Origin of the sequence: Aeromonas sp. 95A (assembly GCF_051919235.1) — a bacterium.
Taxonomy (GTDB): domain Bacteria; phylum Pseudomonadota; class Gammaproteobacteria; order Enterobacterales; family Aeromonadaceae; genus Aeromonas; species Aeromonas veronii.
In genome coordinates, this window is record NZ_JBQBFC010000001.1 from 730,459 (window position 1) to 757,197 (window position 26,739).

22 protein-coding genes are annotated in these 26,739 nt (G+C 58.2%); 15 read left to right on the top strand and 7 right to left on the bottom strand.

Annotated elements, in window-relative coordinates:
* Positions 1-10: 10 nt before the first annotated feature.
* The 11 genes from ACTG2U_RS03265 to ACTG2U_RS03315 all read left to right on the top strand — a co-directional run bounded on the left by ACTG2U_RS03265 (position 11) and on the right by ACTG2U_RS03315 (position 12,374).
* Entirely contained in the window at positions 11-961 is a 951-nt protein-coding gene (locus tag ACTG2U_RS03265; protein WP_429012101.1) for an AAA family ATPase, read from the top strand.
* Entirely contained in the window at positions 952-1,854 is a 903-nt protein-coding gene (locus tag ACTG2U_RS03270; RefSeq protein ID WP_429012099.1) for a DUF58 domain-containing protein, read from the top strand. Before ACTG2U_RS03265 ends, ACTG2U_RS03270 begins: the two co-directional genes overlap by 10 nt.
* Positions 1,839-2,378, top strand: coding sequence for a DUF4381 domain-containing protein (locus ACTG2U_RS03275; RefSeq protein ID WP_335812451.1), 540 nt, complete (start codon positions 1,839-1,841; stop codon positions 2,376-2,378). The genes ACTG2U_RS03270 and ACTG2U_RS03275 overlap by 16 nt, the downstream gene beginning before the upstream one ends.
* Positions 2,375-3,367 carry a VWA domain-containing protein gene (locus ACTG2U_RS03280; RefSeq protein WP_439974020.1) on the top strand — a complete coding sequence of 331 codons (993 nt, stop codon included), beginning with the start codon at positions 2,375-2,377 and terminating at the stop codon, positions 3,365-3,367. Before ACTG2U_RS03275 ends, ACTG2U_RS03280 begins: the two co-directional genes overlap by 4 nt.
* Entirely contained in the window at positions 3,358-4,809 is a 1,452-nt protein-coding gene (locus tag ACTG2U_RS03285) for a VWA domain-containing protein (protein ID WP_429012096.1), read from the top strand. Before ACTG2U_RS03280 ends, ACTG2U_RS03285 begins: the two co-directional genes overlap by 10 nt.
* Positions 4,810-4,829: 20 nt before the next feature.
* On the top strand, positions 4,830-6,353 hold the full coding sequence (locus tag ACTG2U_RS03290) for a hypothetical protein (protein WP_439975102.1): 1,524 nt from the start codon (positions 4,830-4,832) through the stop codon (positions 6,351-6,353).
* Between the two features lie 13 nt (positions 6,354-6,366).
* On the top strand, positions 6,367-6,966 hold the full coding sequence (locus ACTG2U_RS03295; protein ID WP_005333245.1) for a sigma-70 family RNA polymerase sigma factor: 600 nt from the start codon (positions 6,367-6,369) through the stop codon (positions 6,964-6,966).
* A complete protein-coding gene (locus ACTG2U_RS03300; protein ID WP_439974021.1) occupies positions 6,959-7,738 on the top strand; it encodes a DUF3379 domain-containing protein in 780 nt (259 codons plus the stop codon). The genes ACTG2U_RS03295 and ACTG2U_RS03300 overlap by 8 nt, the downstream gene beginning before the upstream one ends.
* A 402-nt stretch (positions 7,739-8,140) precedes the next feature.
* Complete coding sequence (locus tag ACTG2U_RS03305; RefSeq protein WP_439974022.1) at positions 8,141-9,496, top strand: outer membrane protein transport protein; 1,356 nt, start codon at positions 8,141-8,143, stop codon at positions 9,494-9,496.
* A 252-nt stretch (positions 9,497-9,748) separates the two neighbouring features.
* Positions 9,749-11,035: an outer membrane protein transport protein gene (locus ACTG2U_RS03310; protein ID WP_335812446.1), complete on the top strand. Its 1,287-nt coding sequence runs from the start codon at positions 9,749-9,751 to the stop codon at positions 11,033-11,035.
* 115 nt (positions 11,036-11,150) lie between these two features.
* The gene (locus ACTG2U_RS03315) at positions 11,151-12,374 is read left to right on the top strand and encodes an EAL and HDOD domain-containing protein (RefSeq protein WP_005333249.1); all 1,224 of its coding nucleotides are present in this window, start codon (positions 11,151-11,153) and stop codon (positions 12,372-12,374) included.
* Here ACTG2U_RS03315 and ACTG2U_RS03320 read toward each other — a convergent pair.
* A complete protein-coding gene (locus ACTG2U_RS03320) occupies positions 12,371-13,546 on the bottom strand; it encodes a thiolase family protein (RefSeq protein ID WP_439974023.1) in 1,176 nt (391 codons plus the stop codon). The genes ACTG2U_RS03315 and ACTG2U_RS03320 overlap by 4 nt on opposite strands.
* A gap of 122 nt (positions 13,547-13,668) precedes the next feature.
* On the opposite strand from ACTG2U_RS03320, the gene ACTG2U_RS03325 reads away from it, so the two are divergent.
* Positions 13,669-14,061, top strand: coding sequence for a MerR family transcriptional regulator (locus ACTG2U_RS03325; RefSeq protein ID WP_005360322.1), 393 nt, complete (start codon positions 13,669-13,671; stop codon positions 14,059-14,061).
* 107 nt (positions 14,062-14,168) lie between these two features.
* Here the strand turns inward: ACTG2U_RS03325 and rplY are convergent, their stop codons facing one another.
* From rplY to ACTG2U_RS03350, 5 genes are all read right to left on the bottom strand, one after another.
* The gene (rplY, locus tag ACTG2U_RS03330; RefSeq protein ID WP_005333252.1) at positions 14,169-14,456 is read right to left on the bottom strand and encodes a 50S ribosomal protein L25; all 288 of its coding nucleotides are present in this window, start codon (positions 14,454-14,456) and stop codon (positions 14,169-14,171) included.
* Between the two features lie 116 nt (positions 14,457-14,572).
* Positions 14,573-15,460 carry a hypothetical protein gene (locus ACTG2U_RS03335; RefSeq protein ID WP_164536738.1) on the bottom strand — a complete coding sequence of 296 codons (888 nt, stop codon included), beginning with the start codon at positions 15,458-15,460 and terminating at the stop codon, positions 14,573-14,575.
* Between the two features lie 95 nt (positions 15,461-15,555).
* Positions 15,556-19,470: an ATP-dependent RNA helicase HrpA gene (gene hrpA / locus ACTG2U_RS03340; protein WP_439974024.1), complete on the bottom strand. Its 3,915-nt coding sequence runs from the start codon at positions 19,468-19,470 to the stop codon at positions 15,556-15,558.
* A gap of 240 nt (positions 19,471-19,710) precedes the next feature.
* Entirely contained in the window at positions 19,711-20,133 is a 423-nt protein-coding gene (locus ACTG2U_RS03345) for a CBS domain-containing protein (RefSeq protein ID WP_005333273.1), read from the bottom strand.
* A 120-nt stretch (positions 20,134-20,253) separates the two neighbouring features.
* A complete protein-coding gene (locus tag ACTG2U_RS03350; protein WP_257725608.1) occupies positions 20,254-21,531 on the bottom strand; it encodes an HD-GYP domain-containing protein in 1,278 nt (425 codons plus the stop codon).
* A gap of 817 nt (positions 21,532-22,348) precedes the next feature.
* Between ACTG2U_RS03350 and ACTG2U_RS03355 the strand changes: the two genes are divergently transcribed.
* From ACTG2U_RS03355 to ACTG2U_RS03365, 3 genes are all read left to right on the top strand, one after another.
* On the top strand, positions 22,349-22,609 hold the full coding sequence (locus ACTG2U_RS03355; protein ID WP_234898288.1) for a hypothetical protein: 261 nt from the start codon (positions 22,349-22,351) through the stop codon (positions 22,607-22,609).
* Between the two features lie 182 nt (positions 22,610-22,791).
* A complete protein-coding gene (sbcB, locus tag ACTG2U_RS03360; RefSeq protein WP_439974025.1) occupies positions 22,792-24,219 on the top strand; it encodes an exodeoxyribonuclease I in 1,428 nt (475 codons plus the stop codon).
* A 155-nt stretch (positions 24,220-24,374) separates the two neighbouring features.
* The gene (locus ACTG2U_RS03365; protein WP_005360277.1) at positions 24,375-24,875 is read left to right on the top strand and encodes a hypothetical protein; all 501 of its coding nucleotides are present in this window, start codon (positions 24,375-24,377) and stop codon (positions 24,873-24,875) included.
* A gap of 65 nt (positions 24,876-24,940) precedes the next feature.
* Here ACTG2U_RS03365 and ACTG2U_RS03370 read toward each other — a convergent pair whose 3' ends face one another.
* Complete coding sequence (locus ACTG2U_RS03370) at positions 24,941-26,650, bottom strand: glycoside hydrolase family 36 protein (protein WP_439974026.1); 1,710 nt, start codon at positions 26,648-26,650, stop codon at positions 24,941-24,943.
* Positions 26,651-26,739: the final 89 nt, after the last annotated feature.

The window sequence follows — 26,739 nt, forward strand, 5'->3', positions numbered from 1 at the left end:
GGTTTATCGCATGGCAGCGGCCGAGTTCAGAGCACTTAGGGACTATCTTGGCAGTCAGATCCTGGGGCAGGAGGAGCTAATAGAAGGGCTCCTGATTGCCCTGTTATGTGAAGGACATGTGTTAATCGAAGGGGCTCCCGGGCTGGCCAAAACCCGCGCCGTCAAGGCGCTCGCTGGCGCCGTCGAGGGGCGCTTTGCCCGTATCCAGTTCACCCCCGACCTGCTTCCCGCCGATCTCACCGGCAGCGAGGTGTTTCACCCGCAGGATGCCAGTTTTGTATTCCAACCCGGCCCCCTCTTCAACCATCTGGTGCTGGCGGACGAGATCAACCGGGCGCCGGCCAAGGTGCAATCAGCGCTGCTGGAGGCCATGGCCGAACACCAGATCACCGTGGGCAAAAAGAGCTGGCGGCTGCCACCCCTCTTTATGGTCGCCGCCACCCAGAATCCCATCGAGCAGGAGGGAACCTATCCCCTGCCGGAGGCCCAGCTCGACCGCTTTCTGCTCAAGCTGATGGTGGATTACCCGAGCCCTATGATGGAGCTCGCCATCTTGCAGCTCAATGCCAGCGGCGAACAGCTTGGTGCAGCGCCGGTGACCCTGAGCCAGACCACCTTGCAACGTGCCCGCAGCGAAGTGCTGGCGGTGACCATGCAAAGCAGACTGGAGCACTATCTGGTGGAGCTGGTCTGCGCCACTCGCCCAGGCAGTGGTCTTTGCCCTGCCCTTGAGCCATTGATTGCCGTGGGGGCCAGCCCTCGGGCTACGCTGGGGCTGGCTCGCTCCGCCCGCGCCCGAGCCTGGCTTGCCGGACGAGATTATGTGCTGCCGGAAGATATCCAGCTGCAAGCCTATCCGGTGCTGCGCCACCGCCTTATTCCCAGCTATCAGGCACTGGCCGACAATCTGGATAACGATATCCTGATCGCCCAACTGCTGGATCAGGTGCCATGTCCCTAGCGCCGGAGCTCCATCCCGATATCGCCCTGTCGCTGCCACGGCTGCTCAATATCCGGCTCTGGGCCAAGGCCAGGAAGCCACCTCACGCAGGCAGAAGCAGTAGCGAACGCGGCAAACCGGGCCGCTCTCCCGGACTCACGTTTCGCGAGCTGCGCGCCTATCAGGCTGGTGACGAGGTACGCCATATCGACTGGCGAGTGACGGCGCGCCTCGGTCGTCCCTATACCCGCCTCTATAGCGAGGAGCTGGATCAGGCGCACTGGCTGCTGCTTGATCTCTCCCCCGCCATGTATTTCGGCTCCACACGGCAGCTCAAGGCGCGTCTGGGATGCGAGCTGGCGGCCGCCCTCATCTGGCAAGGGGAGAAGCAGCACAACACCCTGATCTGCCACGGGCTTATCCCAAATCACCAGAGCCAGCGCGGCAGCGTGCTGCCCCTGCTCGAATCCCTCTGCCATCACTACCAGCAAGGGCTGGCACGTCGGGTACTATCCCATTCACTGGCCGACACCTTGGCCAGCGTGAAGCTGCCCCATGGTGCCAAACTGACGCTGATCACCGACCACAGACCCTGTGAGTCAGCGCTCTGTCAGCAGTTGCAGCTGCTCTCCCGCCGCCACGATATCCACTATTGGCAGATCCGCGATCCCCTTGAGGCTGCCCTTCCCCCTGACGGCCAGCTGCCGGTGGCCATCGATCGGCCAGGGCAACACTATCAGGGCTGGCTGGATGGGGGCCATGCCGGTTTCTCCCGCCGCTACCGGCATGCCGCCGAGCAGCAGCTGGCCCACGGCAAGCAGCAGTTGCTGCCGCTGGTGCAGCGCCTCTATCTACTCGATAACGGCCAGACGCTGCAACAACAGTGGCAGGAGGGGTTATGTCATCAGGGATGAGCTCGCCCACCGAACTCGACAGCGCCAGTCCCGCCTCCGAGGCCATCACTCCGCCGCTAGCCGCCCTGATGCGAGACATCCACCCGGGGCCGGATCTGATTGAACAGAGTCTTGACCCCAGAGTCCAGGCGCTATTGTGGCTGTTGATCACAGCGTTATTGCTACTGCTGATCGTCCTGATTGCCAAGAGGGTGATACGTTACCGCCGCTGGTGTCATCAGCTGGAGGGAGATCCGGCACTGCTGGTGGCACGCATACAGGAGGCCCTGCGTCATGAAGCATTGCAACGCTGGCCCGAGGCGCGCCAGCTGCAGGGAGAGGCGTGGCTCGCCTTCGTCGATCGCCACGGCGGCAGCGATTTCAGCCAGTTCGCCCCTCACTGGAGCAGTTGGCTCTATGGCAGCCAGAACCCGACTCGCGAGCAGTGCGAACAGCTTCGGCAACATTATCGCCGCTGGGGTCAGACCCTATTCTTGCAACGCTCCCCCCACTCGGGGCGTAAAGCCGTACGGAGGCATTCATGATCCTGGCCTGGCCCTGGTTCGCACTGGCGCTGGTGCTCCCCTTGCTGGTGCGCTTCGGCTTGCCGCCCCTTCGCCGCGGCTATCTGGCTCACCCCGGGTTTGCCCTGCTGCGTCCTCAGGCCGGATTGCCGCTCTGGCGCGCCATGCTGCTCTGGTGCGCCCTTATCCTCGCCCTCTGCCGCCCCCAGTGGTGGGGGGAACCGGTTATTCAATATGAAGGGAGTCGGGATCTGCTGCTGGCGGTGGATCTGTCAGACAGCATGCGCACCCCTGATATGCTCGATAACGGTGAGCAACAAGCACGCTTGACGGCGGTGCGCCTGCAGATCAAGGCGCTGATTGCCAAACGGGCCGGAGACAGGGTGGGCCTCATCGTATTTGCCGATCACGCCTACCTGCTCTCTCCCCTCACTCAGGAGATCCCGGCGCTGTTGACCTTGAGCGACGAGCTCGATTTTGATCTGGTCGGCCGAACCACCGCCCTTGGCGAGGCGATCCAGCTGGCACGTCAGCATGGGGATCCTGGTCGCCCCACCGCCTTGCTGCTGGTCACTGATGGCCGCAATACCGCAGGCAATGCCGACCCGCTGCAGGAGGCCAAACTCGCCGCAGCGCAGGGAATACGGATCTACACGCTGGGGGTCGGGGCCGATCCCGATACCTTTATCCAACCCTATGATGAGGCGGGCAGCGGTCAGGCCGATCCCAGCAGCGAACTGGACGAACAGCTCCTGAAAGAGCTGGCAAAAACAGGACAGGGGCGCTATTTCAGGGCGCGAACCCAAAGCGATCTCGATACCATCAACGCGGCTCTCAATGCCCTTGAACCTGCCCCTATGCCGATTGCCCAGTACCAGCCGGTGATCGAGCTCTACCCCTGGCCATTGGCACTGCTTTGTGGCTTGCTGCTTCTGCCATCAAGGCACGGCAGACTGGAGTTTCGCATGGTGCGTAACTGGCTGGCACGAGTCGCGCGCAGATGGAGCTGATCTTGCTCCGCCCTCTGTGGCTGATCGCACTCATCCCCTGGCTCTGGCAAGGGTGGCACCGTCGTCGCCAGCCCCCGCTGCTCGCACCTGCGATGCAGGCTTATCTGCTGCCAGCATCCCGTCCTCAACGTCCCTGGCTCTGGCTGGCAACCCTGCCCGTCATTTTGGCCCTGAGTGGACCGGCACTGCGCGGTGAGCTGCAACAGCAGCCTGCAGCACCGCTAGATATCTGGCTACTGGACTTGTCACGCTCGATGACCGCCACCGATCTCAAACCGGATCGGGCGACCCGGGTCAGATGGCAATTACAGCAGCTGCTGAGCCGCGCCAAGGGCGAGCGCATTGCGCTGATCCTCTACGCAGGCGACGCCTACCTCGCCATGCCGCCAACCCGGGATCATCAGGCCCTTTCGCTGCTACTGCCCGACTTGCGCCCCGATATCATGCCGTTGCAGGGCAGCAACCCGGCACGGGCGGTGGAACTTGCCATGAAGCAGCTGGCCCCTGGAGAACAAGCGCGTCTGCTGCTGATCACCGACGACCTCACCCAGAATCAGATGACCCAAATCGCCGCCCTGTGGCCCTGCCAGCAACGCCTTCTTTGCCGCGACACCCAGTCGGCACGCCTCGATATTCTGCTTGCCAGCAGCGGTCAACCGGCCCCCATGCCCGCCATTCCGGCCAATGAGTTGGGGTTTGCCGCCCGCATGCCCGCGCAGTTGCCCGCCCCCGATAGTCAGGCCATTGCCGCTCTGGCCAACCGTCTCGGCGGTGAGCTGCAGTGGCTTGGCAGCGACGCCCCCCGATTTGCGCCGCTGCCCACAACGACCTCGGCCCTCACCCCGGCACCACTGGATCTTGGCCCCTGGCTGCTGATCCCCTTGTTACCACTGGCCTTGCTGGCCAGAGTCGGCGCCCGGTTGATGATGGCGCTGATGGTGGGAGCTCAGCTGCTTGCGCCACAAGATCTGCAAGCAGCAGAGAAGGGAGATCTGCAAGCGATGCAGGCTTATCAAGAGGGGGATTTTCTGCGGGCCGCCCGCACTTTCGACGATCCGATCTGGCGCGGCAACGCCTGGTATCGGGCTGGTGCCTACCGGCCAGCCATCGCAGCCTATCAGGAAGCAGAGAGTGCCACCGCCCACTACAACCGCGGCAATGCCCTGCTGCAACTGGGGGAGTTTGCGGCCGCCAAAGAGGCCTATCTGGCCGCTCTGGCACTGGAGCCCGGCCATGAAGATGCGCTCTATAACCTCTCTCTGTTGCAAGGCGGTGCGGCCGCCGCTCCCGATACCAGCACCAGCAAGCAACCCGAACCATCGGCTGAACAGCAGGCAGCAGCAATGCCCCTGCCCCCCTCTCCCCCTGTGTTGCTGCTGGAGCAGCGACTGCGCAAAGAGGCACTACGCCGGGACCTGATCAAGGTGGAGGAGCCCTGGTGACACGGGCAGGATGGGGGCTGTTGCTCGCACTCGCGAGTCCACTTTGCTGGGCTTTGCCCCCTCGGGTAGAGCTGCTGCCGGGGGCCGACCCCAGCGATTGGCTGCTGATCATCGAAGCGGATGGCGAGCGCCAGAGCAGCGAACTGGAGATCACCCCCCTACTACGCCAGTTTGCAGTGGGCAGAGTGACCATGAGCCGGGTCACGACCCCGGTACAACAACTGACTCGCTGGCAGATCCCGCTGCACCAGAGCAATTCACCCGCAAATACAGAGGTGGTGATTGCCCCGCTCAAGCTCGGAAATGAGTTCACTCCCTCGCTCACATTGCCATTGAGATTGCCATTAAGAGAGGCGAAAACTGCCTCGCTGCCGCAACCCGCAGCCCCCTCGCCCCTCGAGATGCAGGCCAGCCTTGAACATCAGGGCCCGCTCTATCCCGGCCAGCCGGTGATCTACCGCCTGACTCTTTGGCTGCCCACCAGTATGCAAAACCCGGCGCTAAGCGAGCTTAGCTCTGCCCACTTCACCATCCGTCGCCTCGGTAGCGACGAGTGGATCGCCCCCGCTCAGGCAGGTCTGCCCGGCAGGCTCACCCGCAGCTGGCTCGTTCAGGCAAAAGCGCCGGGACTCTGGTACCTCGACTCACCCCGCTTGCAGGGGCAGCTCACGCAGCAAGGGAGCAAGCCGCAAAAACTCTCGGCCCGTGCGGCACCACTCGAGGTTCGGGTCGACAAAGCCCCCGCCACGCCGGTGGCCACCCGGCTGACCCTGAGTCAACGGCTTGAACCGGCCTCCACGGGGGAAGTGGGTGAACCACTGATCCGTATCCTCACCCTGACCATGGAAAATGGTGACAGCGGCCAGATACAGCTTGCCCCCCTGATGGCCCATCAACTGCCAAGCGGCATACAGGCACATCCCGATGGCGAGCAACAGCAGGAGCGTTACCGAGATGGCAAGCTGCTGTTTGAGCGACAGTGGCGCCAGACTCTGGTTGCAGAGCAGAGCGGCGACTATCAGCTGCCCCCCCTTGATCTGCCCTGGTTTAATACCCAAAGCGGCCGGATTGAGCAGGCCAGCCTCCCTGCCATCACGCTGACGTTTCAGGCAACGACAAATCGACAACCTGATCAGCAGACATCACAGATGGCACTGCGAGAGAGCCTTTGGTGGGTCGTGCTGGCCGTGGCGCTGCGTACGCTATGGCGCCACTGGCCCCGCTGGCGCGCCTTCTATCAACTGCAACGAGCCCTTGCCCGACACCAGCCGGATGCCAGTCGCAAGGCGCTGATCAAGTGGGCGACCATGCGCTGGCAGGTCTCCTATTATCAATTAGGCCAGTTGCCCGACGCTGGGCATAATCGGCTCGGCAACGCACTCGCCGCACTCGAGCGAGCCTGTTTTGCACGGCCCTCTTCTGGCCCGCCCATCGAGTGGTGCGCTCTGGCGCGTATCCTCAGGGCTGATGAAACGGCCGGTATTGCGCATCTGATTTACCTGCTGGCGCACGGGATTTCCCGCTCCCGCCGCCACGCCCCCTGACAAGGATTGCCCTATGGCACTGCTGTTTTTTAGAAAAAAACGTGCTCAGCAGCATATTGGTGGAAATGATCCGGCCACTTCGCCGGTCTCTGATCCCATGGCTGACAAACAAACCAAATTTGAAGCACTGGTTCATGCACTACATGGCGATCTCTACCGGTATGCCTACTGGCTGACCCGGGATCCCAACGTGGCGGAAGATCTGGTGCAAGAGACCTTCCTGCGTGCCTGGAAGGCTATCGACACCCTGCAGGATGACAAGGCGGCCAAAGGGTGGCTGATCACCATCCTCAGACGGGAGAACGCCCGCCGCTTTGAACGCAAACAGCTGGAGCTGGTGGATCTCGACGATCACCCTCAGCCCCAGCACGACGCGCTGCACAGCGAACAGGAAATGGAGAACGAGTGGTTGCACCGTCACATCGCCCGGTTGCCCGAGGAGTATCAGGAGCCACTGCTGCTGCAAGTCGTGGGAGGATTCAGTGGTGAGGAGATTGCCGAGATGCTCGGCCTCAACAAGAACACCGTCATGACCCGACTGTTTCGCGCCCGCAACCAGATCAAGGAGGCGATGGAGCAGAAGAACCAAGCAAGAGGACACGGACATGGATGAACTCGAATTTCGCCGCAACGCCATGATCCAGCCCAACGATAAACTGCCGGATTTTCTCAAAGCCGCTGAAGCAAGCCAGGCCAATCGGAACTATCTCGACGAGATGAAGCAGTTCGACAGAACTCTCAAGCACGCCATGCAGGTAGAGGTCCCCGCCGGACTGGCCGAGCGGATCCTGCTCAGGCAAGCCATGCTGCAAGACAGTGACGCGTCAGATGAGATGCCGCCATCCCGCCCCCTTGGCACGGTGCCAGTCAAGATCCGGACATCGACATCCTGGCGCCAGATCGCCCTGGCTGCATCGGTCGCCTTCCTGCTGGGAATAAGCACCCGCTGGATCACGCTGCCAGAAACGGCTCCTGCGGCCCTCTCGCTCGCACAGGTGGCGATGGCTCATGTCTATGGCGAAGAACCCTTTATTGAAGGTGTCGATGAGCAGGTCAATCTGCATAACATCAATGCCAAGATGGAGAAGTATGGCGCCACCTTAAGCGGGATGGATGGGCTCAAGGTGACCTATGTCAATCACTGCTCGTTTTATCAGGGACCAGCCTTGCACATGGTGATCCAGGGAAAGATGGGGCCTGTCACCCTCTTTTTAGTGCCCAAACATGTGCCATTAACCCTGCAACAGGCCACCTTTGAAGATGGCACCCTCAAAGGGGAGATTGTCCAGCTCAAAGGCGCCAATATGGTACTGATTGGCGAGATGAAAGAGCCACTTGCCCCCGTTGCCAACGCCCTGCAGTCACGTCTGCAGTGGGACATTTAACATCGCCGGTTAACAACCTCCGAACCATCCTCAATAGCAGGCTGCGGTCACGAGCCGCAGCCTGTTCCCTTCCTGTTTACTCCCCTTTGTCACTCATTTGCCTCAAGATTTCGAAAAATTGACAAAATTATTTTTGTGACGGAGATCGGCAATCCAGGTCAATAATCCATCTTTAGACCCTGAAAATGATGAATTAAACAGCAAGTTAAAACAAATGATTAACACATCGATCACTTTTATGTATTCTGCTGTCACTGGTCTGATTTCTTACCTCCTACCAGATCCATAGAATCACGCCAGAATTGATTGGGAAGAAGCTGAAATAAAAACGGATTTTGTCGAGGTTTGCATTGAACGTGCAGCCAATATCGGCAAAAAAATCTGCCTACAAGAGAGAACACCATGACGACAACTATTTTCAAGAAGAGCCTGATTGCCGCCACCATTGCGCTGGCCACCGGTCAAGTCCATGCTGCGGCATTCCAGTTGAACGAGCACTCGGCCTCCGGTCTGGGTCGCGCCTATGCCGGTGAAGCGGCTATCGCCGACAACGCCTCCGTGCTGGCCCGTAACCCGGCCGCTATGACCACCTTCGACAAGATGGCGGTCTCTGTCTCCGGCACCTATATCAAACCGGATGTGGATGTCGCTGGGGATATTAATTTGACTGAGAAAGAGTCCCCACACAAGAAGCTTATGACCTTAAGTCCAGGGGTCAGCGAATCTGGTATTGCTCCGGCAGCTTTTGTTCCCGCCACTTACTTTATCCAGCCCATCAACGATCAGCTAGCGTGGGGGCTCGCACTCTTCTCGAACTATGGTCTCTCGACTGAATACTCCAAGACCTTTGCAGCCGGCTCAGCTGGAGGCGATACCGAGTTGATGACCTTTAATATCAACCCCAATATTGCCTATCGCATCAACGAGCAGTTCAGTATCGGTGCTGGTATTAACGCTGTTTATGCAAAAGCCGAGCTGAATCGTTATGCTGGTATACTTTCAACTCAACCCCCTTTGAATAACGTCCCAGGTATTGGCTATGACACCAATATCAGTAGCTTGAAAGGTGATACGTGGGGCTTTGGCTGGAACGTTGGTACTCTCTATGAAGTCAATGAGAACAATCGTTTCGCACTCACCTACCGCTCTCAAGTAGATCTGAGCTTTGATGGCGACTTCCAAGGCACTGCAGCCGGTCTCAAAACAGTCCAAAATGGGAAACCTGTATTTAACACCGTTGATGGGAATTTGAAGCTGGATCTACCAGCTCAAGCTGAGTTCGCCGGTTATCATCGTCTGAACCAGCAGTTTGCCGTTCACTACTCGGTCAACTGGACCGACTGGAGCGCTTTCCAGGAACTGAAAGCTACTAGTGGGGCTTGTAATGATGGCACTCCAGGTCAGTGCCTGAAAAAAGATGAGAAGTTCAAGGATTCGATGCGCTACGCCATCGGCGGTACTTGGTATATCAACCCGGCATGGGAAGCCCGTATCGGCTTCGCATACGATAATACCGCGGTCGAGGCCGAGTACCGCAGCCTGAGCATTCCCGATACCGACCGCATCTGGTACAGCGCAGGAACCACCTACCATATCAACCCGGATATGAGCCTGGACTTCGGTATGGCCTACCTGAGTGGTAAAGAAGTGGATGTTAATGAAAGCTTAACACCTGATCACAATGGTCAGCTTCGCTGGCAGGGTACTTCCCAGGGCAACGCTTTCCTGGCATCTGCCCAGTTCAACATGAAGTTCTGATTGCTGAACGATTAAAAAGAGCGCCACCAGGCGCTCTTTTTTTATTCATAAAACACGTTTCAGCGCACAGCTGTAGCGCACACGTGTTTATTTTTCTTTTTTTATCAAGCTATTAGGGTGTACTCCCCCAGCATTAAATCTTGTTTTATCCTGATGCCGACCATTACCGTTGCCTTACTGGTCATACCATATAAAATCCTGCCTCCATTCATATGACCGATTGAACCTTCGGGTAACAGCAAGGATTTTGCCATGCATCCCATCATCAAACCGTCCGCCATCGCCCTGCTGGTGATCGCGGGTCAGACCCATGCCGCCGGGTTCCAATTGGCTGAACAGTCCGCTACAGGACTGGGACGCGCCTTTGCCGGTGAAGCCGCCATTGCCGACAACGCCTCCGTATTGGGCCGCAACCCGGGTGCCATTACCCGCTTCAAACAGACCGCCTTCTCCGGCGGCTTCATCTATATTCGCCCCCAGGTCGATATCGAAGGGCGTGTAAGCGATAAGTTCGTGACCCCAGTGGGTAGCCTGCCCACCGGCAACAAGTCCGCCGACGCCAGCGACGTGGCGGGCGATGCCTGGGTGCCCAACCTCTATGTCGTTACCCCCCTGAATGAACTGCTCAGCCTGGGGCTCTACCTCTCCTCCCAATACGGGCTCGGGATCGAGATGCCAAAAGGGTACAGCGCCGGCCACTTTGGCAATGTGTCCGATATCAAGACGGTCGAGCTCGGCACGGCCCTGGCCTATCATTTCGCCCCCTTCTTCTCCGCAGGCATGGGACTTTCCCTTATTCGTGGCGAGGGGGAAGTAGGTGGCACTTTCCCCCACCAGGACAAGATCGCCAAGCATCTCGAAGGCACTGGTAACGAGCTTGGCTGGAATATCGGTGTGCTGCTCACCCCAAGCGAGCGGACCCGTATCGGTCTCACCTATCGCAACGGGGTCGATCTCAAGCTCAAGGGGGATGCCGTCGGGGTAGATGACCAGGGACAGACATTCAAAGATACCGGCAATCTGGTGCTGCCACTGCCTGCCACCGCCGAACTTGCCCTCTTCCAGCAGCTCACAGACAAGCTCGCGCTCCATGGAAGCGTCAACTGGACTAACTGGAGCAAGTTTGTCGGTCTAGATGCCAGTCTGGATCATCAGGGGCCAATGCACATCAAGGATGAAAACTGGCAAGACAGCTGGCGCTATGCGCTCGGCATGACCTATCAAGTGGCGCCCAAGTGGCAACTGCGCTCCGGCATTGCCTACGATGAGAGTCCGGTCCCTGCGGCTAATCGCACCATTTCCATCCCCGACTCGGATCGCATCTGGTACAGCCTGGGAGTGGGATATCAGTACAGCAAGGCACTCTCGGTCGATGTGGGCGTCACCCTGATCGATGGCAAAAAAGTGGGGGTACATGAATCCTTCACGCAATCTGTTCGCCTGCCCAACGGCGTTCCGGCCCACTACCAGTCCAATTTTGACGGCACTTCCGAAGGAGATGCCTGGCTGGCTGGTGCACAATTGAGCTATCTCTTCTAAATTCCTTCCCTGCAAAAAACGCTATGCCAATTATTGCCTTACTCAATAAGGTGAACACTGGCATAGTGTTCTGCAACACCATAAAATCAACCCAGTACCTTTACTGGAGCAAGGCATGTATTCCTACGTAGCAAGACAGCCGATCCTCGACAGAGACCTCAAAACTCATGCCTATGAGCTGCTCTTTCGCGATAGTCTGAATAATGTCTTCCCGAGCATCTCCTCCCAGCAGGCGACGTCACGCCTGGTGGTCGAACAGTTCCTCCAACAAAATATCGATCAGCTGTTGGGGGGCCGCCCCTGCTTTATCAATTTCCCCCACTCACTGCTGCTGGAGGGATTGGCAGAGTGCCTGCCGCCCGAAAAAGTGGTGATTGAGATCCTGGAAGATTCCCCACCGGATGATGCCCTGCTGGAAAAGGTGAAACAGCTGCACAAGCTGGGATATCAACTGGCACTCGATGACTTCACCATGTCACCGGATTGGGAGCGCTTCCTCCCCTTTATCCACATCATCAAGTTTGATCTTCGTGCCACCCCCCTGATGCAGATCAAAGTGTTTATCCAGCGGCATCAGACCCTGGGGCTCACCTATCTGGCGGAAAAAGTAGAGGACAAGGCGGAGTTCGAGCGGGTCAAACAGCTGGGGATCCAGCTGTTCCAGGGCTTTTTCTTCAGCCGACCCGAGATGGTCAAGCAAGCCACCATGGAGCCGGCGCAAGTCGTGGTGATGCAGTTGCTCAACGTGGTCAACGAGGCAGAGCCTGATATCAACAAGATTGAGCAGCTACTCGGTCAGGATATCTCCCTCTCCCTCAAACTGCTGCGCTATGTCAACCATCTCAAAGGTCACACCAACCCTATTTCCTCATTTCGTCAGGCTGCCATCTATCTGGGCAACACCCAGCTAAAGCGCTTTGTTTCGCTGGTAGCCGCGACCAGCGCCGGCAAGGGCAAGAGCGCCGAGCTCTACCAGATGTCGATGATCCGTGCCCGATTCTGTGAACTGCTGGCCCACGCCCACGCCCCGAGCCAGCAGGCACAACAGGCCTTTATCACCGGTCTCTTCTCCCTGCTGGATGTACTAATGGAACAGCCGATGGACAAGCTGCTCGGCACTATCCCTCTCATCGACGATATTCGGCTGGCGCTGCTGGAGCGCAAAGGCAATCTGGGTTTCTACCTCGCGTTTTGTGAAGATTACGAAAGCGCCAACTGGTCACGGGTCACGGCCAGAACAGCCCGCCTGGGGCTGAGCGAGGATAAGGTGAGTCACCTCTATCTGGCCGCCACCACCTGGGTCACGGAACAACTGCTGGCGATGGAAGCAACCAATTAATTCATTTCGTCATTCACTTCGACCGCGATAGCGGTCGCCTCCCCGCCCCCGATACAGAGCGCGGCTACGCCTCGCCGCAAACCCCGTTGCCGCAGCGTGGCAATCAGCGTCACCAGAATGCGTGCGCCACTCGCCCCCAACGGATGACCGAGTGCACAGGCCCCTCCATGGACATTGACCTTGTGATGAGGGATGCCGACCCCGCTCATGGCCAGCATGGTGACCATGGCGAAGGCCTCGTTGATCTCAAATAGATCCACCTCTTCCACCGACCATGCAAGACGCGCCAGCAAGCGTGAAATGGCGCCAATGGGCGCAGAGGTAAACTCGGCGGGCAATGCTGCATGGCTCTGATAACCGACGATCCGTGCCAGCACTGGTACCTGCCAGGCTTGCGCCGTGGCGCCATCCATCAATATCAGCGCCGCCGCACCGTCCGAGATAGAGCTCGAATTTGCTGCCGTAATGGTGCCCTCCTTGCCAAACGCTGGCTTCAGGGTCGGGATCTTCTCCGGTCTGCCCTTGCCGGGCTGCTCGTCTTCGGCCAGTAACAAGCGATCACCGCGATAGACACTTGCCAGCTCGGATGCAAACGCGCCGGCTTGCTGCGCATCGCGGGCCCGCTGCAATGACGCCAGGGCAAACTCATCCATGGCACTGCGGGTCAAACCGGCCTGATCAGCGCTGCGCTGGGCATGTATCCCCATCAGCTGGCCATCATAGGCATCTTGCAAACCGTCGAGGAATAGGTGATCCAGCACCTTTTGATGCCCCATCCGAAAGCCGCTGCGGGCATTATCCAGCAGATAGGGGGCACGGCTCATACTCTCCATCCCCCCCGCGACCACTACCCTGTTGTCACCAAGGCGGATGGTATCCGCCGCCAGCATCACTGCTTTCATGCCGGATCCGCACACCTTGTTGACCGTGGTAGCAGGCACACTATCTGGCAACCCTGCTTTCAACAACGCCTGCCGGGCTGGCGCTTGCCCCACACCCGCCGCCAGCACATTGCCCATAAACACTTCATCGACCTGCTCCGGACTCAGCCCACTTTGCTGTAGTGCCGCCTCAATGGCACAGGCTCCCAACTCAGGCGCAGTGACCTCTGCCAATGCCCCCTGAAACGCCCCCATCGGAGTCCGCTTTGCCGCCACAATTGCAATATCCATTTGCCTGCCTCTGTTTGTTACATGGCCATAACATAGGGGTTCTGACGCGATGGAACAAGAGTTGCAGTGCAGTTTACGTTTAGGTAAGGTGCAGACAGGATTTAGTTCGCCAAGAAGTCTGTATGAACAACAAGGATGAAGGACGGCGCTTCAGCATCAGTGAGCTGGCCCGGGAATTTGATATTACGACGCGCAGTATCCGTTTCTACGAGGATCAGGGGTTGCTCAATCCCGCCAGAGAAGGACAGACCCGCATTTACAGCAAGCAGGATCGGGTTCGCCTCAAGCTCACCCTGCGCGGCAAGCGGCTCGGATTCAGCCTCGCCGAGATCCGCGAGCTGTTTGATCTATATGATGCCGACAAAAGCAGCCGCACCCAGTTACAGACCATGCTGGGACTGGTTGAGGAGAAACGGGAGACACTGCAACAGCAGATGGAAGATATCAGGATGGTACTACTGGAGCTTGATGCCGCCGAGCAGCGCTGCCAACAGGCCCTTAGCCAGCTGGGATAGCCACCTTGCTGGCTTATCAGGCAAAGTCCTTTCAGCCCGCTCACAAGATGCCAGATAGCAAAAAGCCACTCCTGAGAGTGGCTTTTCTTCGACCTGACGGTTCGCTATTAAACGCGAACGAAGTCCAGGTGGATCAGCTTGTAACGTACCGGGTGACGCTGGATAGCTTTCACTTTTACGTTAACTTCTTCACCGTTGATAACCAGAGTCAGTACAGACTCATAGAATTCCGGCTTCTCTTGAGCCAGGATCATTTTCTTGTGGTCAACAGTGATGGACAGGGCTTCTTTGCCTGCACCGTAAACGATGGCAGGAACTTGGTCAGCTTGACGCAGGCGGCGGCTCGCACCTTTCCCCAGGTCAGAACGGACTTCAGCTTGGAATACGAAAGACATAGTATGTATCTCTTTTGGATGAATTTATGGTGCTAACTGCGACCGGTCAACACCTCGCAAAACGAGCGCGAATACTACCACGGGCCAAATTCGGATACAAGGTACCGATTCTGCATTTAGCGCCCCTGCTCCAACCGGGCGAATTGCTGCTGACGCTGAGCCGGGCTCAGGGCATCAAACCGCGCCAGGGTCTCGGCGCGCGGACAGTAGAGACCCTCCCCCGTTCTGACTCGAATGCTCTTGCCAAGCCGTTGCTGATTCTCCGCCACCAGCGCCAGCAAATAGCTGTAGGTATCTGCTCCCTGGGCGCTGGATAACTGATTCGCTATACGCCACAGGGTCTCCCCTGCTGCGACCTGATGACACACTGTTTGTGGACCGCCAACCGCAGGAGCCGAGAGGGTAAGCATGGCGTCACTGCCTGCGGATAAGCTAGCCGTGTGGCTGGCGAGCGCCATATCGGTGCTCGCTACTCCCTCTTCTCCTTTGGCACCACTCATCCCCGCAGTGCGAAACGTCACTCCCAGCTGAGCCAGTAGAGGTTCGCTCTCGTCGGGGTCGATGGGCATATCAACGCCACCGAACGCCTCTTGAGGTGTGCGAAACTCGGCGATAAAGGGCGCGACAGGTTGCGCGTGATAAGCCGGGGACCCACTCCCCTGCTGCACGATTGCACCAGCCGCAACAGCCTGCCCGGGGACAACCCCGTAAGCCATCTCGTCGATGCGCCGCAGCCTTGCCAGATAGGTTTTGGAGAGCTGCGCCTCCCCCTCGAACAGATCGAAGGGGGGCACCAATCGGGCTGGAAAGAGGATCTGCCAGCGACCGTGCTTTTGCTTTTGGGCCAGCGGCGGAAACTGATTGCCACGCCAAGCCACAAACATCGCAGGCGGCGTGCGCGCCAGCGGGTAATATTCCGGGTTCAACTGCACCCAGGTTTGTTCCGCGATGGGTTGATAACCGCTGATCACCACCTGCGCCACACTCAACCAGATCCCCAGCATCCTTGCCTCCCTGACTTGCGGTTTGAAGGGGCTACCTGACCGGTAACCCCTTCTCAGCACCCGCTATCATGCTGTTAAAACAGTTAGATAGCAGCTTAGCACTGAGCGATGGCGTTAAGCACCCGTTTATCGGAGACCGGATAAGGGGTCCCCAGATTCTGGGCAAAAAACGACACCCGCAGCTCCTCGATCATCCAGCGAATATTGGCCACCTCGGTGGGAATGAGCTGGGATTTGGGGATCTTGGCCAGCAGCGCCTTGTACTCCGACTCCACGCTGTGCACTTTGAGCATGTAGACCCGATCCCGGTTGGGATCGATGGCGAGCTTCTCCAGGCGGCGCTCGATGGCGCGCAGATAGCGCAGCAAATCAGGCAACCGCTGCCAGCCGGTCTCGGTGACAAAACCTTTGTGAATAAGGTTGCCGAGCTGCTGCTGGATATCCGACATGGCAAAAGCGGTGTCGAGCTGCATCTTCCCCTTGAGCCGCTTCTTGATCTCATGGGACAGCGTCAGCACGGCTTCCACCTGCTTGGCCACCTCCACCACCGCATCGTTGAGCTCGGCACGGACAAACTCCTTGAGCGCCTCGAAACCGGCCTCGTCCCAAGCCAGCCCGCCATGCTGCTCGATCAGCTTGTCGCAGCCACAGGCGATACAGTCATCAATCAGCTCCGCCACCTTGCCAAACGGGTTGAAATAGAGCCCGAGCTTGGCCTTGTTCGGCAGCTTCTCCTGCAGATACTTGATGGGGGATGGCACGTTAAGTAGCACCAGCCGGCGCTGGCCCGCCCACATCAGCTGCTGCTGCACCACAGAGCTCTCCACCAGCTGAATGGCGACCGAATCCTTCTCGTCTACCAACGCCGGATAGGCTTTCACCTCGAAGCCGCCGCGCTTCTGGCTGTACTCCTGGGGCAGCTCGCCAAAGCTCCACAGGGTGAGACCGGACTGCTCGATGTCATCATCCGCCACTTGCGACAGGGTCTCCTGCACCTTGCCACGCAGCGACTCTTTCAAGGCTTCCAGATCTTTCCCTTCAGCCACCTTCTTGTGCTTATCATCCACCACGCGGAAGGTGAGTTTCAGGTGATCGGGCACAGCAGCCCAGTCCCAGGATTCACGGGGCACGGTCACGCCGGTCATGCGGCGCAGCTGGCGCTCCATTTCGTCCAAGAGCGGCCCCTGCTCGGGGTTGATGCTGGCAAGCAGCGCATCGGCATAGTTTGGCGCCGGCACGAAGTTCTTGCGCATCGGCTTGGGCATCGACTTGATGAGGGCCACCAACAGCTCATGGCGCAGCCCGGGGATCAACCACTCGAACCCCTTCACCTCCACTTGATTCAGGAGCGGAAGCGGAATATGCAGGGTCACACCATCCGCCGCCTCTCCCGGCTCGAACTGATAGGTCAGCTTGAGCTTGAGGCGCCCCTGCTGCCAGAAGTTGGGGTAGTCGAGATCGCTAATGTGGGCGGCATCCCCCTTCATCAACATCTCTTTCTCGAAGTTGAGCAGTTCGGGCTCCCGCTTTTGCGCCTCTTTCCACCACTTGTCGAAGTGACGGGAGGAGATCACCTCCTCCGGCAAACGAGCATCGTAGAAGCGGAACAGGTCCTCGTCATCCACCAGGATGTCGCGCCGACGGGACTTGTGCTCCAGCGCCTCCACCTCGGCCAGGAGCTTGCGGTTATCGCTGAAGAAGCGGTGACGGGTCTCGAAATCCCCCTCCACCAAGGCGCGGCGGATAAAGAGCTCGCGGCACAGCGCCGGATCGATACGGCTGAAGTTGATGGTGCGCTCGTTGACCAGAGTCAGACCATAGAGGGTCACCTTCTCCTTGGCCATTACAGCGCCGTTTTTCTTCGACCAATGTGGGTCGCTGTAGTGCAGCTTGATGAGGTGGCCTGCCAGCGGCTCCACCCACTCGGGCTCAATCTTGGCATTGATGCGAGCGTAGAGGCGCGAGGTCTCCACCAATTCTGCGGCCATCACCCACTTGGGCGGCTTCTTGAACAGACCCGAGGCCGGGAACAGGTGGAAACGGCCATTGCGGGCGCCGAGGAATTCGGGCTTTTCCAGATCCTTGTTGCCGATATGGCTCAAGAGGCCGGTCAGCAGCGCGCAGTGCACCGTCTTGAAATCTGCAGGTTCATGGTTGGCTTTAAAACCAAGCTCCTTGACAGTCTGGCGCAGCTGGAAGTGAATGTCCTGCCATTCACGCACCCGCAGGTAGGAGAGAAACTCCTTCTGGCACATGCGGCGGAATGGATTGCTGCCAAGGGCATCCTGCTGCTCTTTCAGGTAGTTCCACAGATTGACGAAGGCGAGGAAGTCGGAATCCTTGTCCTCAAAGCGCCTGTGTTGCTCGTCGGCGGCCTGCTTCTTCTCCATGGGACGCTCGCGGGGATCCTGAATGCTGAGGGCAGCGGTGATCACCATCACCTCGCTCAGACAGCCGGTCTGCGCTGCGCTGATCACCATCTTCGCCAGACGCGGATCAAGGGGGATGCGCGAGAGCTGGCGACCGGTTTCGGTCAGCTGCAGTTTGGCCTCGCGATCGCCGGTGGCGGGAAGCTCGCGCACCGCCTCCAGCTCTTTCAAGAGAGTCAGACCATCCTTGATATGGCGGGATTCCGGCGGCTCGACGAAGGGGAACGCCTCCATATTGCCAAGGCCGAGCGCCAGCATCTGCAGGATGACCGATGCCAAGTTGGTGCGCAGGATCTCGGGGTCGGTAAAGGCGGGACGGCTGTTGAAATCCTCCTCCGAGTAGAGGCGGATACAGATGCCGTCCGCCACCCGACCGCAGCGCCCTTTACGCTGGTTGGCACTGGCCTGGGAGACCGGTTCGATGGGCAGGCGCTGCACCTTGGTGCGCCAGGAGTAGCGGCTGATGCGGGCGGTGCCCGGGTCAATGACGTAGCGAATGCCCGGCACCGTCAGCGAGGTCTCCGCCACGTTGGTGGCGAGCACGATACGCCGTCCGGCATGTTGCTGGAACACCTTGTTCTGCTCGGCGTTGGAGAGACGGGCGTAGAGCGGCAACACCTCTGTATCGCGCAGATTGAGCTTGCGCAGGGCATCGGCAGTATCGCGGATCTCCCGCTCGCCGTTCATGAAGATAAGGATGTCCCCGAGCCCCTCGCGGGCCAGCTCTTCCACCGCGTCGAAGATCCCCTGCAGTTCGTCGCGCTCTTCAAGACCTTCGCTCTTGTCACTGCTTTTTTTATCAACAAATAGCGGACGGTAGCGCACCTCCACCGGATAAGTGCGGCCGGAGACCTCGATCACCGGCGCCTTGTTGAAATGGCGGGAGAAGCGCTGTGGGTCGATGGTGGCCGAGGTGATGATCACCTTGAGATCGGGGCGCTTGGGCAGCAGTTGCTTTAGATAGCCCAGGATGAAGTCGATATTGAGGCTGCGCTCGTGGGCCTCATCGATGATGATGGTGTCGTACTGGGTGAGCATCCGGTCGTTCTGGATCTCCGCCAGCAGGATACCGTCGGTCATCAGCTTGATGTGGGTCTGCTCGCTCACCTGATCGGTAAAGCGCACCTTGTAACCCACGTAGTGCCCAAGCTCGGACTCCATCTCCTCGGCAATACGGGCCGCGACGGTGCGGGCTGCCAAACGGCGTGGCTGGGTGTGGCCGATAAAGCCCTTCACTCCGCGCCCGAGCGCCAGACAGATCTTGGGGATCTGGGTGGTTTTGCCCGAGCCTGTTTCCCCTGCAATGATCACCACTTGATGCTCTTGAATGGCCTTGGCGATCTCAGCCTGCTTCTGGCTGACCGGCAGGTTGTCCGGATAGGTGACCTTGGGCACTCCGGCCAGACGGGTTTGATAACGCACTTGCGCGGCATCCAGATCGGCGGCGATGGTCTCCAGCACGGCGGCCTGTTTGCCTTCAGGCAGCTTCTTGACCCCGTGCAGACGGCTGGAAAGACGGCGGGCGTCGAGATTCATGCAGGCAGAGAGACGGCGGCGCAGCGCCTCGATAGAGAGAGACAAGGGACGAATTCCTTAAATAGGTGCCCAAAGGGGCCATATCGATTAGCTGGGAGCGATCCTAAAGAGCGAGCGGGAACGGTGCAAGCCTTAACGTAGCGTTATATATGGGAAGACAGAGAGATTGGCCAATCCCCAAACATGACAGAACAATCATTGTAAGATGGCATAACATGAATAAATGGCAGCATATGAAATAGCCAAGGCAAGCCGAAGCTTGCCTTGGGAGAGAGGAATACAGGGTTAACCGTGGGTGTGATGGACAAAACAGGTGGTGAGCTGGGCGTGAATGGCCTGCATGACGTTGTGGCGATTGATGACACCGAGCAGGCGTCCCTCCTCCACCACCGGATAGATCTTCGGCTTTTGTCCCATCATCATCTCCGCCAGGCTCAAAATGCTGGTATCGGGTCCCACCGACAACACCTCCTTGCGCATCACATCCTTGACCTGCGCCACCTGTTCGCAGTGATAGGCCTCCTTAAGCAGCACTGCGATGCAATCCTGCTCGGAGATCCAGCCAATCAGATGGCCCTGCCCATCCACCACCGGGCCACCGAGCTGATGACTGTTCAGAAATTTCTCGACCGCAGCTTGCACCATCATGTCGGCAGTGAAGGTGATGGGTCTGCTCTGCATATAATCCTTGGCTTTTAGCGATTCCATATCTGCTCCCCTACGGTAGTCCATCAAGCTGGCGTCTTGTGCGCCGGTACCGGCACCATGCTCGGCTTGTTCCAAGCATAGCTGGCTCACGGCAGTATGAGTCAGCGGCCAGCCCCTCCCTCAATTGATGGCATGATCCGGCTCGCGATCCGGAATGGCTGCCATCATCATCTGCGGCAGGTGATCGGCCAGCACCGCCACCACAGCGGGATCGACCCGCCCCTGATCCGCCAGTTGCTGCATAAAGGTCAATGCGTCACGGGCAGGCAGGCCGCGCCGATAGGGTCTGTCCTGCACCATTGCCTGAAAAATATCAGCGACCCGCAGGATCCGCGCTTCGAGCGCCATGGCGGATGCCGGCAGGTGGAACGGATAGCCCTCCCCGTCAGGCTCCTCATGGTGATAGGCCGCCCAACAGGCAATCTCTTCAAACCCTTCGATATGGCGCAGGATCTGGTAAGTCTCGAAGCTGTGGGTATTGATGATGGCCCGCTCCTCTTTCGTCAGACTGGCAGGCTTGTCGAGTATCTCGTCCGGCACCCTGAGCTTGCCCAGATCATGCAGCAAACCGGCGATCTCCAGCATGTCACAATGGATGGCACTGACTCCCATCAATTCTGCCAGTGCCCGAGACAACCTGCTCACACCGAGTGAATGCGTCATCGTGAATGGGCTTTTGGCGTCGACAATGCCGGAGAAGATCTGCGCCAGCGCTTTTAGCTCCCCGTTGAAGGTCAGGCAAGGCTCCCGCACCTGCAGCATCTCCAGCATGTAATCATTGATGGAGCGTGCTTCCAGCTGCAGCCAAAATGCCTCAGAGCGAGACGCCTTCAGGAAGGCATCCACCAGCTCGGGGGCAAAGAACTCGTCACGGAAATCCTGCAGGCGTGCGCGGATCTCGTTGGTATGCATCAACAATGAACCATCGCCATAGTAGGGCGCCGCCAACGCATCGCAGCGATCCACCAGAAAGATAAGGTTGGCCTGACGGGCTACATTGGGGTCCACATCGGCCATCTCGCGCAACAGGTGCCAGTGGGTATGGTGATAACGGATAGGCAGGGCCAGCGGGGCCAGCAAACGGAAATCCTTGAGCAGCTGATATCCCACCTCGCAGTGGCGCTGGGAGGACTCCCAATCGAACTCGCTGACAAGATGGTGATGGGTGATGGTCGAGGAGACACCGATATCATGCAGCACCCCCAACTCGAACAGCAGACAGCGTTCGGCCTCACTCATCCCCAGCTCCCGGCTGCACTCGGCAGCCATAATCCCGACCCGTTTACCGTGGGCCACATCGCCAATGCCCACCAGATCCAGCGAGGCTGACAGGGCATACACCACCTGCCTTAGATCCACTTGCAACGAAAAGGGGGCTGTGCCCTGCGCTCTGTCCATGATCCGGGTCCCATGCGATGTTGTCGTATCAAACTGGCGCTGTTTTATGCTTCGCCTTCTATCAACTTAGTCAATAGCCGAGCCTTTTACCTTGTTTTTATAGGCATTTATGACCCTAGCACCTTGAAAAGACAAAGATCACAGCTGGATTTATTTGGCCACTCCCATTCAAGTTATATTTATCCGTTCAAAAATATGCGAGCAGACTTTTTAAATCTCGCGTAGAGATTGTGAGCAATTTTAAAAACTCATATCTGAGCGAAACAATCAACACCCCAACTTTACTTAATTATGACTTAATCAGAATTAAAGAGTGCTCGGCTTGTCAGTAAGAATTTTGAATAAAGGCAGACCACAACGCCCATAACTGCCTCCATCCCCAAATTAATTAACCAAACTGTGAACTCCATCACCCATTTATTCGCCTTGTCGCCATCGATAGTGCTAGACACCTCACGCTTTCTGGACACAGCTTCCCATGCTCGCTCCAGCCCACCCGATAGCCTGCGACCGAAAGGTTGGAGAAAAAATATCGGATAACCAGCGGTTATATTCGCTATAAGGCGACAAGGATAAACGGGATTTATAGATTGAAACTGTTGAAAGCTGATTTCCAAGCTGCGGTTAACTCGGGCTATTCAGGTCATATCACTCTTTGCAGGTCATAACGACAGCGATAAAGGGGAATGTGCCCATCCGGGTATTCCATCCCCTCCAACAGCCTGCACGGGATGATATTTCCACCGCGTTAAACGCACGCTGCTTTCATCGCCCATTTTGTGTACCAATTCACATCAGATTAGGAGTGGAGCCAATAATGGCCATTCAAATAAACAAAATAGCCATGAGCCTTGCCTTAATGGCCACCGCTGGTAGTGCCACAGCAGCCGCCAAGCCCAATATTCTTGCCATCATGGGCGATGACATCGGCTACTGGAACATCAGTGCCTACAACCAGGGGATGATGGGCTATCAGACCCCGAACCTGGACAGGATCGCCAATCAGGGTCCTCTTAACCGGTCACTACAGATATCACTAAACAATCATCATATCCTGAGAGATAGATTGACCTTATAGTCCCGGTGTGCAAGACAGAAGTGCATAAGATATCGGGAACAACCGCCCAATAAACCGCCACCTGCACGGCTCGCCCTTCGTTCTGCCTGCGCTATGGTTTACCATGCAGGCAATTGTGGTGCCTGGCACCGCCCACCCTAGCGCCAGGCGCTACCGTCATCGGATACCTCATCTCGAGCAACATGAGCAAAACAGCACACGCGGGCAACGAGCCAACATTCTATTTCCACGACTACGAGACCTTCGGCATCAGCCCCGCCAAGGACAGGCCGTCGCAGTTTGCCGGTATTCGTACCGATGCGGATTTCAACATCATTGGCGAGCCGCTGGTCATCTACTGCAAGCCGCCGGCGGACTATCTGCCGGATCCGGAGGCGTGCCTCATTACCGGTATCACGCCACAAAAGGCGATGAAGGATGGGCTGTGCGAGGCGGATTTCATTGCCCAAATCCACGAGCAATTCGCCACGCCGAATACCTGTGTGCTTGGCTACAACAGCATCCGCTTCGATGATGAAGTGACCCGTTACACCCTCTATCGCAACTTCTATGACCCCTATGCCTACAGCTGGCAGAACGGCAACTCCCGCTGGGATATTCTCGACATGCTGCGGGCCTGCTATGCCCTGCGCCCGGAGGGGATCGAGTGGGCCTTTGACGATGAGGGGAAACCGAGTTTCAGACTTGAAAAGCTGACAGTCGCCAACGGCGTGGCCCACGCCAATGCCCATGACGCACTCTCGGACGTACTGGCCACCATCGAGATGGCCAAGCTGGTGAAAAAAGCCCAACCCAAGCTGTTTGGTTATCTCTTTGATCTGCGTAACAAAAACAAGGTGAAGGCCCTCATCGACGTGGTGACCATGAAGCCACTGGTACACGTCTCCGGCATGTTCTCTCCTTGGCAAGGTTGTGCAAGCTGGGTCTCGCCGCTCGCCTGGCACCCCACCAACCAGAACGCAGTGATCATGGTGGATCTGACCCGTGACCCCACCCCGCTTATCGAGCTCACCAGCGAGGAAATCCGCGAGCGCCTCTATACCAAAAAAGAGGAGCTGGGGGATCTGGCGGGCATTCCGGTCAAACTGGTACACATCAACAAGTGCCCGGTGCTGGCACCGGCCGCCACCCTGACGGCAGAGCGTGCCGACGAGCTCGGCATCAATCGTGAGCAGTGCCGCAAGAGCCTGGATCTGCTGCGCGCCCACCCCGAAGTGCGGGAAAAACTGGTGGAAGTGTTCAATCAGGAGTTTGCTGGCAGCAATGAGAGCGACCCCGATACCCAGCTCTACGCCGGATTCTTTGGCCATGGCGACAAGTCCACCATGGATCTGGTGCGTGCCACCCCCGCGGATCTGCTGGGTGAGCGGGAGTTCGCCTTTACCGACGCCCGGCTGCCGGAGATGCTGTTCCGCTACCGCGCCCGCAACTGGCCACACACCTTGAGCGAAGCAGAGCAGAAACGCTGGCGCCTGCACTGCAGCGACTACTTCAGCCGCCGTCTGCCGGACTATGTGCCGCGCCTCGAGGCGCTTGCCGAGCAGAACCAGAGTAACGAACGGAACTTTACGATTCTAAAGAGTCTCTACCACTATCTGGAAGATTTATGAGTTGTGAGTAGTTTCACAATAAATCCTTCCCGCTCATCCCCTTCTTCAGGTCATAATGACGAAGGGGATTTCCCCAAAAACCAATATCTTGCAACATCCTGAGCGGATGTCTCCCAAGCAAGAGATTTCTTTGGCCGAACGGAAGCCATTTGCTGATGCCTCGTCACCACGCACTGCTCGGATTACTGGCCCTGCTGCCGCTGGCAGCCAACGCCGCATACCGGTTCGATGTACCGGATTATCTTGCTCGCCTGCCCGAGCAGACCTATCGCATCGTAGAACAGAACTTCAATACCCTTTATCAGCAGACTGATTTCACTCCCCTGATCACCAACAGCTACTTCAACGGCTCCCATCTCTACAAGTTTGTCGGGGTACCGCTGGCCATCAGCGCCCAGTCAGGTTTCCAGCTGGAGGTGTTTGGTCAGGTCTATAACCGCGCTTCGCAAGCCTATATGCACCTGAGCGAGGATATGTCCCTTTATCGGGTGATGCGGGTCGATCTGATGGGGAACCCCAATGATCAACTGGCCATCGGTTTTGGTCTGGGGGTACCCATCACCCCGTTGTTGACCCTCAAGGCGATCGCCTCAGGCAGTGACATCCCCGGCTATGGCTCAGCCAAATATGCCGTCGGTTTTGAGTGGCGTTACTGATAACCGCTGATTGAAACAATTCAGGCTCCGTGATGGAGCCTGAATTGTATGTGATGACGCTGTGATCAGGTGTAGTGGATCACCCGCCCTTCGCCCCCTTGCAGGGTCACGGTTGTGCCGACTGCCTGCCCCTGCCAAAAATCGGCTCCCCCTTCCGGCAGCAGAAACTCCTGTGGTTGCTCCTCCCAGTTGAACAGGCAGAGCAGAGTGCCGCCCTCAGGTAGGCTCACTTCGCCGCAGGCAAAATCCATCGACTCGAAACGGGCAGAGGGTGTCCGGGCCGCACAGAGCTCAAGCAGCTTGCGCAGGTGCGCCGCTTGCTCCTCATCGAGATCTTGCAGCCGATCACCGGCCAGCATCATGCCGCCGCTCGCCACCAGTGCAGCCAGATGGAAACTGTATTCAGCTTTACTTGCCTGCTGGCTCGGTAGATCCCGAAGGCAAATGCAGTCGGGGTCGAGGGCCCAGAGCTTGTCGTTCTGCCAGGCACGGCAGAAGGCCTCGCAAGCGATCTGGCGATAGCGGTGGCCATTGCGCTCCACATCGTCACTCACCCGCATGCCGTGCACCAGCCCAAGGCTTGGCCAGATGGGGGCGTTGCAACCGAGCAGGAAAGCGCCTTCACCAGCACCACGCACAATGGCCGCCATGCCTCGCCGATAGGCTTCAACCCGGGTGGCGGCCGGATCGTGGAAACGGCCACCGTGGATAGCGCCCCAGAAATTTGCATCGAGCTTGAAGTAGTGGATTCCCCACTGCTCGCGCAAGGTACGGAACACCTGTTCAAGGTGCGCTTGCACCTCGGGGTGGGTGCCGTCCAGCACATACCAGGGGGTGCAGCGCCAACCGCCATAGGTGACCCGCTCGGAGGGGAGCGGCAGGCCGTCATCCCCCTTCACAAACCAGTCTGGGTGCTCCTGAAACACCTGTGAACCGGGCTCTGCAATAAAAGGAGCGACCCAGAGGGCGGGCTCGCAGCCAGCCTGTTTGATCTCGGCAGCCAGTGAAGCAACGCCTTGCTCGAACTTGGCCGATGGTGTGAGCCAATCGCCCATTTTGGCCTGATAGCCGTCGTCGATCTGCACATAACGCAGGACCGGGAAACGCTCGGCACGCACCTGCAGGTTCTCGCGAATGTCGGCAGCACTTACCTCGGCGTAGTAGTGATACCAGGAGCACCAGCCGCTCGGGCGCTCACTCACCTTGCCGATCAGCGAGCCATGTTCGACCTCGATCAGCCGTGCCAGCTCAGCCAGCAGATCCTCGCGCTCCGCCCCTTCGAGGCAGATCAGCGCCTCGCTCTGCCAGTGCCCACCGGCCGCAAGTTTTCGCCCTTCGCAGTTCATCAGGATCTGCAGGCGACCATCAGGATAGAGGCGAAACTCCCCACCAAAACGGTGGCAGCTGGCAAAGGCGAGCAGCAGCCACCCCTTGCCATGCTCCACCAGCAGCAGGTTGTGAATGGTGTGATAGCCATTGTCATCAGTGATGCGATAGACGCTGGCATCGGGGCAACGGCCGACATGTTGCGGTGATTGCCAGCTACCCATGGTCTGGGCCAGCATCTGGAATCCTTCGCCATAGATGGCGCTCTCCACAGGCAGGCCAAGCTTGCCGTCAAACAGCACCCAGCGCTCAACCGAAGTGGCATCAGCGCCGGTGTTGTCGAGTCGCACCCGACACAGGGGCCCTTCCCACTGACGGGTTTGCAACAGACTGGGTGGCAACGCAGTATCGTTCGCCAGCTGGCGAACTCGGGACAAGAGGGATGTCATCACTACTCCTTGAAGTTCGAAAAGGGTTCTATCAGACAATTTTCAAAAATTGCCAATCAAATCAGCTTCAAATGAACTGATTTCAGTTG

Excerpts from the sequence above, each read along its gene's own strand:
- ACTG2U_RS03315 (WP_005333249.1), top strand. The coding sequence starts at position 11,151 with ATGTATTCCTACGTAGCAAGACAGCCGATCCTCGACAGAGACCTCAAA.
- ACTG2U_RS03370 (WP_439974026.1), bottom strand. The coding sequence starts at position 26,650 with ATGACATCCCTCTTGTCCCGAGTTCGCCAGCTGGCGAACGATACTGCG.
- ACTG2U_RS03305 (WP_439974022.1), top strand. The coding sequence starts at position 8,141 with ATGACGACAACTATTTTCAAGAAGAGCCTGATTGCCGCCACCATTGCG.
- ACTG2U_RS03325 (WP_005360322.1), top strand. The coding sequence starts at position 13,669 with ATGAACAACAAGGATGAAGGACGGCGCTTCAGCATCAGTGAGCTGGCC.
- ACTG2U_RS03295 (WP_005333245.1), top strand. The coding sequence starts at position 6,367 with ATGGCACTGCTGTTTTTTAGAAAAAAACGTGCTCAGCAGCATATTGGT.
- rplY (WP_005333252.1), bottom strand. The coding sequence starts at position 14,456 with ATGTCTTTCGTATTCCAAGCTGAAGTCCGTTCTGACCTGGGGAAAGGT.
- ACTG2U_RS03265 (WP_429012101.1), top strand. The coding sequence starts at position 11 with ATGGCAGCGGCCGAGTTCAGAGCACTTAGGGACTATCTTGGCAGTCAG.
- ACTG2U_RS03280 (WP_439974020.1), top strand. The coding sequence starts at position 2,375 with ATGATCCTGGCCTGGCCCTGGTTCGCACTGGCGCTGGTGCTCCCCTTG.
- ACTG2U_RS03335 (WP_164536738.1), bottom strand. The coding sequence starts at position 15,460 with ATGCTGGGGATCTGGTTGAGTGTGGCGCAGGTGGTGATCAGCGGTTAT.
- sbcB (WP_439974025.1), top strand. The coding sequence starts at position 22,792 with ATGAGCAAAACAGCACACGCGGGCAACGAGCCAACATTCTATTTCCAC.
- ACTG2U_RS03320 (WP_439974023.1), bottom strand. The coding sequence starts at position 13,546 with ATGGATATTGCAATTGTGGCGGCAAAGCGGACTCCGATGGGGGCGTTT.
- ACTG2U_RS03350 (WP_257725608.1), bottom strand. The coding sequence starts at position 21,531 with ATGGACAGAGCGCAGGGCACAGCCCCCTTTTCGTTGCAAGTGGATCTA.
- ACTG2U_RS03300 (WP_439974021.1), top strand. The coding sequence starts at position 6,959 with ATGGATGAACTCGAATTTCGCCGCAACGCCATGATCCAGCCCAACGAT.
- ACTG2U_RS03355 (WP_234898288.1), top strand. The coding sequence starts at position 22,349 with ATGGCCATTCAAATAAACAAAATAGCCATGAGCCTTGCCTTAATGGCC.
- ACTG2U_RS03310 (WP_335812446.1), top strand. The coding sequence starts at position 9,749 with ATGCATCCCATCATCAAACCGTCCGCCATCGCCCTGCTGGTGATCGCG.
- ACTG2U_RS03285 (WP_429012096.1), top strand. The coding sequence starts at position 3,358 with ATGGAGCTGATCTTGCTCCGCCCTCTGTGGCTGATCGCACTCATCCCC.
- ACTG2U_RS03275 (WP_335812451.1), top strand. The coding sequence starts at position 1,839 with ATGTCATCAGGGATGAGCTCGCCCACCGAACTCGACAGCGCCAGTCCC.
- ACTG2U_RS03365 (WP_005360277.1), top strand. The coding sequence starts at position 24,375 with ATGCCTCGTCACCACGCACTGCTCGGATTACTGGCCCTGCTGCCGCTG.
- ACTG2U_RS03270 (WP_429012099.1), top strand. The coding sequence starts at position 952 with ATGTCCCTAGCGCCGGAGCTCCATCCCGATATCGCCCTGTCGCTGCCA.
- ACTG2U_RS03345 (WP_005333273.1), bottom strand. The coding sequence starts at position 20,133 with ATGGAATCGCTAAAAGCCAAGGATTATATGCAGAGCAGACCCATCACC.